This is a genomic window from Bathymodiolus platifrons methanotrophic gill symbiont, from assembly GCF_002189065.1.
Lineage (GTDB): Bacteria > Pseudomonadota > Gammaproteobacteria > Methylococcales > Methylomonadaceae > Methyloprofundus.
This window is the reverse complement of the sequence record NZ_BDMN01000203.1, coordinates 1-9,742: the sequence shown is the minus strand read 5'-3', so window position 1 is coordinate 9,742 and position 9,742 is coordinate 1. Positions and strand designations below refer to the sequence as shown.

Genomic DNA, 9,742 nt, shown 5'->3' with positions numbered 1-9,742 from the left:
TTGGACGATGGGATGTAACCGAGTCTGTAAAACAATTAATTGATAATGGCCTTATTGAAAACTTTATTGAGCAGGTTAAGCCCTTTATTACACAGGAAGTGGATAAAATTGATGAGAATTTTAGAAGGGAGCTTGAGTGGTTTTATCCATATGGTGCTGTTAGAGAAACCCTTATTAATGCATTAGCACATAGAGAGGAGTTACATGAACACAACAATTGTCATATTTGCGAACTCAGTAAAACACAAAAAACATTGTGTTGCTGGTAAGGTGGTGAATTCGAACCAATGGATTAGACCAGTTTCTAACATGGAGGGAGCAGCACTATCAGATAAACAATGTCTTTGTAAAAACCCTCATGGGGAATTCAATGTAAAACCTCTTCAAAAAATTGAAATGAATCTCTTTCGAGCTGTACCACTAATAAGCCAGCCAGAGAATCATCTCATTTCTGGACAAATTTGGCAGCAAAAATATAAGGTCGATGAAAGTGAGATTTCAAATTACTTGGATACTCCTGAAAGCCTTTGGGGTTCAGATAATAAAGTCATTTACGCCCAGATAGAAAGTAAAACCATTGACATACATCAATCACTTTATCTCATACAAGCAAGCAACTTATGTCTCTGTAAAGATGATGATAACAGGCGCGCTATTTTCAATTATGCTGGGATAGAATATAATTTGCCCGTGACAGATCCGAATTTTGAAAAGCAGCGAGTAGAACCAAAGAACCAACAGATTCTTTGCGTCAGTCTTGGTGAAAAATATGATCCCGCAGGTGGCAATAATTATTCATGCTATAAGATTGTTGCTACAATCTTATAAACAGGCGCGCCATGCTACCTCACGAAATTTAGGGACTCCTATCACCGTAATTCGTTCACCTACGCAGCGAATAGGAGATGCTCCAGCCGCCCTGCGTCCGCCACAGACTGTGAGCACAAAGCAGCTCAGTCATGGCTACCACAAATGGCTCTACGGCTTTCGGGATAAAATTTTAGCCTCCCTAGCGCACTTCGGATTGGCAAATTTCCCTGCGCCTTTTGGAGACTATCATCCCGTCTGGGGCTGACAGCAAAGGAAAATTTATGAAGACATTTACTATTGGTTTCACTCAAAAAGGAGCAAATAAATTCTTCACGATCATTAAAGAAAATAATGTTTCTAGAATTATTGATGTCAGAGTGAATAATGTGTCCCAGCTTGCTGGTTTTGCTAAGCGAGATGATTTGAAGTTTTTTCTTTCTGAATTATGCAATGCAGATTATATTCACCTTGAAGAGTTAGCACCTACAAAAGATATTCTAAGTGATTATAAAAAGAAAATTATCACATGGGAAGATTACGAAGATAAGTTTCTAAACTTGATTGCTAAAAGAAATATTGAACGTTCGGTTGATAAATCAATGTTAGATAATGGTTGTTTATTATGTAGCGAGCATAAGCCTCATTTTTGTCATAGAAGGCTTGTCGTCGAGTACCTGAATAAGCATTGGAATACAGATATTGAGGTCGCGCATTTGATATGAATTCACAAGACACCCCTACTATCTTAATTGCTTACCCTAAAACATTTTTATGCTATGGGAAATTTGAAAGAAAATTATCAAATATTCTTTCAAATTTAAACCAGTTTTATATTGCCTATTTGGCAGATGACCATAATTTTATTAAAAAACATTTATCGTCTGATCAAAGAGTAAATGATGCAATTACATCATCAATCGGTGAAGAACATTTAGACAGAATCAGTCATGCAATCATATTTAATGATGGAAAGACATTTAACCATTTAATAGAGAATGTCAAACTTCAAGGAGTGAAAACAAGAATAATTGATGCGGGTATAACCAGAGTGGTTAACAAAGATAAAGGAGAAGATTTCGATGTTTATATCGGTCGAGGTTCAGATTGGGGTAATCCACATGCCGTTGGGTTTGGTGCGTCCCCAGGGGAAGAGCAAAATGATAGAGAAGAAGCAATAAGAAAATTCAAGTACGACTTTGAAAAAGGTTATCTTAAGAAAAACAAAGAAGATGCGCTTAAACTAAAAGGTAAGATATTGGGTTGCCATTGTAAGCCTTTAGCTTGTCATGGGGATGTAATTTCTGACTATCTAAATTCGTTAGATGATGGAAAGTAGCGGTATAAATGCTTCTGTCGCAAGAACTTATTTCATAATCATGATGGAGAATTGCAAGATGGTATCGCAGAAGCTTTTATTGAATGGGCAAAAAGTGAAGAATTGCCTTTCTGGATAGGGGATTAAGGGTGCAGGTTTCAATAATTAAAAAATCTACCATAGTCAGTGCCTTTAGGATAGATGCTGAATGCTACCAAGAAAAATATATCTCAGCACAAAAAAAACTATTGAGGCTAGAAAACACGCGATTAGGAGATGAGGTTTCCACATTTCGCAAAGGAATATTTGACATAAAGTCCGAGTGTTATTCAGCTTCTGGTATCCCTTTCGTTCGTATTGGTAATTTAAAAAACTTCATTATAGAACAAGGGGATATTATTCACATACCAGAAGCTGAACATCTAAAAAATTATAAAACAGCTTTAAAGAGAGGGGATATTATTTTAAGTAAAACCGCTTGTCCAGCCGCCTCTTTTGTGGATTTGGATGAGTGTAATACGTCACAAGATACTATCGCATTAAAGCTGAATAATAATTCTAGGCTTAAAAGTGAATATCTGGTCGTCTTCCTCAATTCAAAATATGGCTTTGACCAGATGCTGCGTTGGTTTACTGGTAACGTTCAGATGCATCTAAACTTGATAGATAGTAAAAATATGGTGATACCTATTTTAGATACACTTCAAGAGAGTATTAAACCTATATTCTCTAGTGCTATTAGCCTAAAAACAAAGTCGGAAATAGAACTTAAACAAGCCCACGATATTCTCCTTTCTGAACTCGGCTTAACTAACTGGAAACCGAAACACAAATTATTTTTTATTAAAAACTATTCTGATACTGAACAATCAAAGCGCATCGACGCGGAATATTTCCAGCCAAAATATGATGAGATCATCAATGCGATCAAAGCCTATAAGGGCGGTTGGGGTACACTGGAAAGTTTAGTTACTTTGAAAAACAGCAACTTTACCCCTAGTGATATAAAGACTTATCAATATATAGCACTAGCAAATATAGCTGGTAATGGTGAAATAACGGATTGTATGACTGACGAAGGACAAAACCTTCCTACCAGAGCAAGGCGTAAGGTCAATACAGGTGATGTGGTTGTATCGTCAATTGAAGGTTCGCTATCAAGTATAGCCATTATAGGAGAAGAGTATAATGATGCTCTTTGCTCTACAGGCTTTCATGTCATTAACTCAAACCATCTTAATTCTGGAACACTCCTTGTTTTGCTGAAAAGTTTCGTTGGTCAATTACAGCTAAAAAAGGGATGCAGTGGAACTATTCTAACAGCAATTAATCAGAATGCGTTTAGTAGAATACTCCTACCTATTCTACCACAAGCTCAGCAACTACAAATACAGCAAAAAATTACTGAATCTTTCGAACTACGCAAACAATCAAAGCAACTTCTCGAAAATGCTAAACGAGCCGTTGAAATAGCTATCGAACAAGATGAAAGCAAAGCTATTCAGTGGTTAGATGCTCAATTAGTCTGAACCTGATTACTTACGCTATCAGCCCGTCCGGGGCTGATAGCGAATGTGTCATGTTTGACTGTGGTTAAAAATAACACATACAGACCGAAGATTCTCTAAAATGAGGGACAGATGCCCTGTATAGAATTTTACAATACTAGAATAGATTTATCTGTCCGCCGCCTATCAGATATATAATAATAAAATTGAAGCTAAGGTAAGAGATGGCACAGTTAATGACAGCCCTTTATTCATTGTAGGAGGTAAGTGGTGGCAAAATGGAAACTAAATATTACCTCTAAAATCTGCCGGGATCAGTATCCTGATCTTTAAAGCCCTTCTTTAACCCGGGTATTATTAACATTCTCAGTGGTTTAGTTTTTTAACAGCCTTTTTTTACTCTATTCGCGAAGAATCAGGCCATATCAGAGGCGATTATCTACGCTGATAGCGGAGTTAAAAATATACTTGTTTATTTAACCACTCTAAAAGCGTAGATATTCCTATCTAGTGAGTGTCGAATTGTAGATTATCCCGGTGATGGCACGATCTTTAAAAATTCCAACGATCTCCCGGGCGCACATCCCTGTGTAAACAAGTTTCCGAATCCAGAGGATTATGAATACCTCAGTTGAAGCCCTCTTGTCTGTTTGGGTTCTGTCACATAAATCCCCCTTCCCGACGTTATCTGCTATCATAATTCTCAATTTCAATAAAAGGTGGATCATACGCTCAGCTTCAAAGGCACTCACTTTCCAAAAGATGTCATTCTTTATGCTGTTTTCTTTTTGTCAGGTATGGCGTTTCGTATCGCGACCTTGAAGAAATTATGGAAGAAAGAGGTGTTGAAGTGGATCATGCTACGCTCAATCGTTGGGTTATCCGTTATTCTCCTGCCATTGCTGTAAAAGCTAAATCTCAGAAACGAGAAACCACTAAATCGTGGCGCATGGATGAAACGTATATCAAAGTTAAGGGGCAGTGGGGCTATTTATACCGAGCTGTTGATAGTCACGGGGATACGCTTGATTTCATGCTTTCTGAGCACCGTGATGAAGAGGCTGCAACCGAATTTTTCAAACAAACGATTAACAATAATGGCTTTCCTGATAAGGTCGTTATGGATAAAAGTGGCGCTAACTATGCAGGATTAGCCAATATTAACCTCTTGTTAATCCTAGCAGGGTTTACCACTATGATCGACATATTACAGGTTAAATATTTGAATAACATCATCGAACAGGATCATCGCTTTATCAAAAAAATAACAAAACCGATGATGGGCTTTAAAGCGTTTCACTCCGCCCAAGCAACAATTGAACGAATTGAAACGGCACATATGATCCGAAAGGGACAGTTGGCTGAGGAAAATATTCCTGCTTATAAGCAGTTTATGGCTTTAGCAGGATAGTTATGCCTGAAGACCAGGAGGTCTGTGCTTTTGATAATTATTGCGACAGATCCCTAATATGAACCATTTAAACCCAGAATTTTAATCTGCCGTCAATGCGTAACTCCTATAGGAATAGAAATGCTTAAAAAAATAACGCTGAAAGGTGAGCAGAAAAAAGCTCTTTTCTTGCCTGCGACTAATCCAATACAAATAAAGGGGGGTGCTGGTAGCGGAAAGACTACAGTAGCTCTTTATCGAGCAAAGCACTTACTTGAAACGCAAAGCACTCTATTTAAAGAAGCAAAAGTAATTATTTTTACTTTTAATAAAACTCTTGCAGCCTATATAAAGGCTGTAAGCCCATATATAAATGGGGGCTATAATAATACAAGTGATGAAATAACGCCCCAAATATCTGACGGACTAAATGTTCAGGTTGTTAATTTTCATAGCTGGGCTTATAGGTTTGCAGGGATAGAGCCCAACAAAACTATTATGAATAGGACTCAAATTGAGATTATTAGTCGCATAATCCATCAAATGGATTCAGATACTTCAAATGTTTTAGGTAAAAGCCCTGAATTTTTTCAAGAAGAAATATCATGGATAAAAGGGAAGTTATTTAATGATAAAAAAGAGTACCTTGATGCCAAAAGAATTGGAAGAGGTACTTCGGATCGAATTACAGGGAAGGATAAGATTGTTATTTGGGAGGTATACAATAGATACAGTGCGGAACTACAAAATAGTGGGAAAGTAGATTTTGATGATTACGCTATTTTATGCCTCAATAAAATCAATAATACTCTAATTTTCTCACCACCATTTACCCATATCATAATTGATGAAGCACAAGATTTAAATAAAGCTCAAATTCTTACTATTTCAAAAATAGTTGACTCTGAGACAAATAGTCTATCAATAATAGCTGATGCAGCTCAAAGGATTTATAAAAGTGGTTTTGTATGGAGTGAAGTTGGCATAAATGTTCGTGGCGGAAGAACTATAGAGTTTAAGAAAAATTATCGAAATACAGTGCATATTGCCAACGCTGCCCTATCCTTACTGAGTCATGAAGATGATAAATCTGAATTCACTGAAGTTAAAACAGCATTGAAAGGTGGAAGTAAACCAAAGGTTGGTTATTTTAATAGTTCTAGTGAGCAATTGAATTGGTTAAATAAAGAGCTTCATATGCTTAGTAGTAACAATGATATTGACGGCACTGTTATCTTACATAGAACTAATACTGGTGTTAAGGATTTAAACGCTTCTTTATCAGAGCTTGGTTATTCTACAGAGCTTGTTAAATCAACAAGCTCTGTGAACTATGAAAGTAACAGTATAAAGATATGTACTATGAGTTCAGTAAAAGGATTAGAATTTAATAATGTTTTTATTATGGATCTAAATGATGATGTTATTCCATTTCCTCCTGGATTTATAAGTAACGAGGATGAATTACATATTTCAACAGAAAGAAGGTTGTTATATACATGTATGACAAGAGCAAGAAAAAGTTTGTATCTTCTTGGTAGTGCAAATCCTTCTCGTTATTTAAGTGAAATTAGAAGTAACTTGCTAGATGATATAAGTAGCTCAGAATCGATGAGCAATATAGATACTAGATTTGATGATGTACCATTTTAGGACTTACGCATCAATACCTTCGCCAATTTTAATTTAAGCCAAAAATGACAATCTTACACCTATATAAATCAATAGCTTATAGGATGTAAAATTCATAAAAATGAGTGCATTTTCATTTTGGCGAAGGTATTGACGCATAATATGAATTTAAAACCTAATTACCCTAGTTTCATATCAGAAATAGATAAAAAGAGTATTGCATATTTAATTCATTTTACTCCAACGCTAAACCTATATAGTATTTTAGAACAAAAAGAAATAATGAGCAGGTCAATGTTGGAGAAATTGGATATTGAGCAGTATGATATTTTAGATTACGTGCAATTTACAGACAATGTTAGATACGATGATAAGAGATATATTAATTTATCTATTTCATCGCCAAACACTTTTTTATTCTCTAAATTTATGAATAGAACAGCCAATGATATGAGTATTAATTGGTGTGTTTTGAAAATAAATCCAAAGCACATTTATGATGCAGAGACATTATTCTCAGTTACTAATGCTGCATCTACTGCCGCAAAAAATCAATATGGAATATCAGGAGACATTGATAAGTTTAAAATGCTCTTTGCAGAAGAATTAAGCTTTAGCAGCTTTAATGGTAAGAGGGATATTGTAAGAAATAATATTTTAGATAAGTACCCCACAGATATGCAAGCTGAAATTTTAGTGAAAAATACTATCCCTTCTTCCAGTATTGTTTCTGTTTGCTTTAAAGCAAGTGGTGACTTGGCTGAGGCAAAAGCGGCAATGTTAGAGTTCGATACAAGCAATTTTATTGTTGCCCCAGAAATATTTTTACCAAATAAACGCATATGAATGCACTAACAAAATATAAAGGAAGCATGAAACTTGCGGCTATTGGGGATGCTTTAGGGTGGGTGACAGAATTTGAAAAGACCCCAGAAGATTTAGAAAAAAAATATGGAGTTAGTTTTATAACTAAATATTTTGACTGGAAAAAGACAGTAGGAGGAGGGTTTTACAGCTATGAAGATGATATAAAATCTGGCTCATATTCAGATGATACGCAATTACTACTATCTGTTGCTAGATCAATAAAAGAAGATGGTACTGTCAATCAGGTCTACTTTTCAAAAATAGAGCTACCAAGTTGGCTTTTATATGCACGGGGTGCAGGACGAACTATAAAGAATGCTGCAAGAAAAATAGAACGAAAATCAGCGACATGGAATAATAACTTTTTTACATTTAAGGCTGGGAAAGCAACGATAGACTATAGAGAGAGTGGCGCAAATGGTGCAGCGATGAGAATCTTACCTATAGCACTAGCCAATTTTGGTGATATAGGTAAAATTAAAAAAGAAATTTTTTCAAACAGCATAATCACACATGGTCATCCAAGAGCAATTGTAGGTGCTATGTTATATGGAATTGCTATTGATATAACTCTTCAGTTATCACCAAAAAGCTTTGACTACAAAACTTTTCTTACAATGTTAGGAAAGGATATTCATACAAAATTATCTATTCCTTTTATTGATATTCCTGAGTTAAAGTCATGGGAATTAGAATGGAATAAAAATGACACTGGCATGGTATTTAAAGAGCTATACGATGATGTTGTATTAGAAGTTCAGCAATATTTGAGAGATACTTATAAGTATATAAAAGAAGGTATTTCAGATTATGAAGCTTTATCAAAGTTAGGTTGCTACAAATATGAAACAAAGGGATCAGGTATATCTACAGTTATTGCTGGAATATTTTTTGCCTGCAAATATTCAAATGAGCCATTAAAAAGCATTGAAAATGCTGTCAATTCAACTGGAACTGATACAGATAGTATTGCTGCATTTTCTGGAGGTCTGGTAGGTGCATTGAACGGACAAAAAATTATTCCTGAACGTTGGAAAACTGTACAAGATATAAACTATATAGATAAAATCTCAGAAAGGCTTTTAGAAATATCTGAAGGTAGAGCAGAATTTAATGACGTACCTATTGAGGAAAATAATATATCAATTAATAATATTAACTCAGGTAATTACGAAGAAGGAAATAAGATACATTTTAATCCGTTGGGAAATGGTTGCATAACACGTATAAGTAGACAGGATGCAATAACAAAAGGAAAGTTTAATATTATTTTATCGGTTGATTTTGAGTCAGGTCAAAGCTGTGTATTTTCAAAGTTATTAAGTGTAGATAATGAATCCATTAATGATGCGCCTCTAAATGACTGGTTAATTAATAGTCAGTTAAAGTTTAATATCGAAGAATATAAAAATTTGGAAATTTTAAATAAGAACAAAGACTATGAAAAAATAATCGAGCTGCTGATAATAAAAATACCTGATAGGAGTGAATAATTAAGGCAGGCGCGGGTTCTGTCGCAATAATTATTAAAAGCGCAGACCTCCTGGCCTTCAGGCATAACTATCCAGCTAAAGCCATAAACTGCTTATAAGCAGGAATATTTTCCTCAGACAATTGTTCTTTGAACAGGTGATAAAGATCCAGGATTCTAATATGGATGCTAAATTTAACTCTTTGCTGTGGCACGATGCTCAGTTGCTATCAATTAGTATTGACCGCTCGAATGCCGGTAATAACGACATTATTACTTTGTGATTAAGTGGCCAAATGGAAATCAAAACAACATTGTTTTTAATGACTGCTACTTATTTGATGCAAGAATGAATTTTGGTGTTGTATCGGAAGAAAGTATATTGGAAGCTATATGCTTGGATGAGGGTGTCCTAATCCCTGATATAAAAAGCAAATGGCAGTCTTTAGAAGTGACATTAGATAATCTCCGTTGCTATCGAATTATCACTAATTCAACCAATAGCCAAATTTATATTTATGCGTTGTCCTATGCGTTGTCATAACGCAGATTCAGGTTCTGTCGCAAAAGATAAGTATTTGTGTAACCCCGGCTATAAACCTGTTTTCATTCCTCTCATGAAAAAAGCATCATGCAGGAGAATATACTATTACCTCATCGGGATAATTGAATGGATAAGCCAGGTATGATCTGGTGTTAAGGAAAATAATTACTTAAAAAATGGTACAATTTTTAGTTGAGCATGCAAA

Annotated in this window: 10 protein-coding genes and 1 pseudogene; 9 read left to right on the top strand and 2 right to left on the bottom strand. The window is 35.3% G+C overall.

All coding sequences use genetic code 11. The features are described from left to right. A pseudogene (locus CDZ78_RS22005) lies at nt 1-269 on the top strand (hypothetical protein); the annotation flags it as partial. Beyond that, nucleotides 205-828: a dual OB domain-containing protein gene (locus tag CDZ78_RS12070; protein WP_087870237.1), complete on the top strand. Its 624-nt coding sequence runs from the start codon at nt 205-207 to the stop codon at nt 826-828. The pseudogene CDZ78_RS22005 and the gene CDZ78_RS12070, both read left to right, overlap by 65 nt. Here the strand turns inward: CDZ78_RS12070 and CDZ78_RS23805 are convergent. Then, nucleotides 823-945, bottom strand: coding sequence for a hypothetical protein (locus CDZ78_RS23805; RefSeq protein WP_280175576.1), 123 nt, complete (start codon nt 943-945; stop codon nt 823-825). The two genes, CDZ78_RS12070 and CDZ78_RS23805, sit on opposite strands and share 6 nt — an antisense overlap. Before the next feature lie 146 nt (nt 946-1,091). Here CDZ78_RS23805 and CDZ78_RS12060 point away from each other — a divergent pair, with 146 nt between their 5' ends. The 7 genes from CDZ78_RS12060 to CDZ78_RS12025 all read left to right on the top strand — a co-directional run bounded on the left by CDZ78_RS12060 (nt 1,092) and on the right by CDZ78_RS12025 (nt 9,015). After that, on the top strand, nt 1,092-1,532 hold the full coding sequence (locus tag CDZ78_RS12060) for a DUF488 domain-containing protein (RefSeq protein WP_087870235.1): 441 nt from the start codon (nt 1,092-1,094) through the stop codon (nt 1,530-1,532). Then, a complete protein-coding gene (locus CDZ78_RS12055) occupies nt 1,529-2,146 on the top strand; it encodes a DUF4326 domain-containing protein (RefSeq protein WP_087870234.1) in 618 nt (205 codons plus the stop codon). Before CDZ78_RS12060 ends, CDZ78_RS12055 begins: the two co-directional genes overlap by 4 nt. Before the next feature lie 128 nt (nt 2,147-2,274). Further along, nucleotides 2,275-3,654 carry a restriction endonuclease subunit S gene (locus CDZ78_RS12050; RefSeq protein WP_087870233.1) on the top strand — a complete coding sequence of 460 codons (1,380 nt, stop codon included), beginning with the start codon at nt 2,275-2,277 and terminating at the stop codon, nt 3,652-3,654. Nucleotides 3,655-4,352: 698 nt separating this feature from the next. Beyond that, nucleotides 4,353-5,044 (top strand): IS6 family transposase gene (locus tag CDZ78_RS12040; RefSeq protein ID WP_244559238.1). Its coding sequence is split into 2 segments (ribosomal slippage): nt 4,353-4,407 and nt 4,407-5,044, totalling 693 coding nucleotides; the frame shifts between segments, so codons are not numbered across the junction. Nucleotides 5,045-5,164: 120 nt separating this feature from the next. Continuing rightward, nucleotides 5,165-6,676, top strand: coding sequence for a UvrD-helicase domain-containing protein (locus CDZ78_RS12035; protein ID WP_087870231.1), 1,512 nt, complete (start codon nt 5,165-5,167; stop codon nt 6,674-6,676). Nucleotides 6,677-6,817: 141 nt separating this feature from the next. Next, nucleotides 6,818-7,501 (top strand): DarT ssDNA thymidine ADP-ribosyltransferase family protein, encoded by a 684-nt coding sequence (locus CDZ78_RS12030; RefSeq protein WP_087870230.1) that lies wholly within the window; start codon nt 6,818-6,820, stop codon nt 7,499-7,501. Continuing rightward, nucleotides 7,498-9,015 (top strand): ADP-ribosylglycohydrolase family protein, encoded by a 1,518-nt coding sequence (locus CDZ78_RS12025; RefSeq protein ID WP_087870229.1) that lies wholly within the window; start codon nt 7,498-7,500, stop codon nt 9,013-9,015. The genes CDZ78_RS12030 and CDZ78_RS12025 overlap by 4 nt, the downstream gene beginning before the upstream one ends. Nucleotides 9,016-9,082: 67 nt before the next feature. Here the strand turns inward: CDZ78_RS12025 and CDZ78_RS23800 are convergent, their stop codons facing one another. Next, nucleotides 9,083-9,208: a hypothetical protein gene (locus tag CDZ78_RS23800; RefSeq protein WP_263458968.1), complete on the bottom strand. Its 126-nt coding sequence runs from the start codon at nt 9,206-9,208 to the stop codon at nt 9,083-9,085. Between the last annotated feature and the right edge of the window lie 534 nt (nt 9,209-9,742).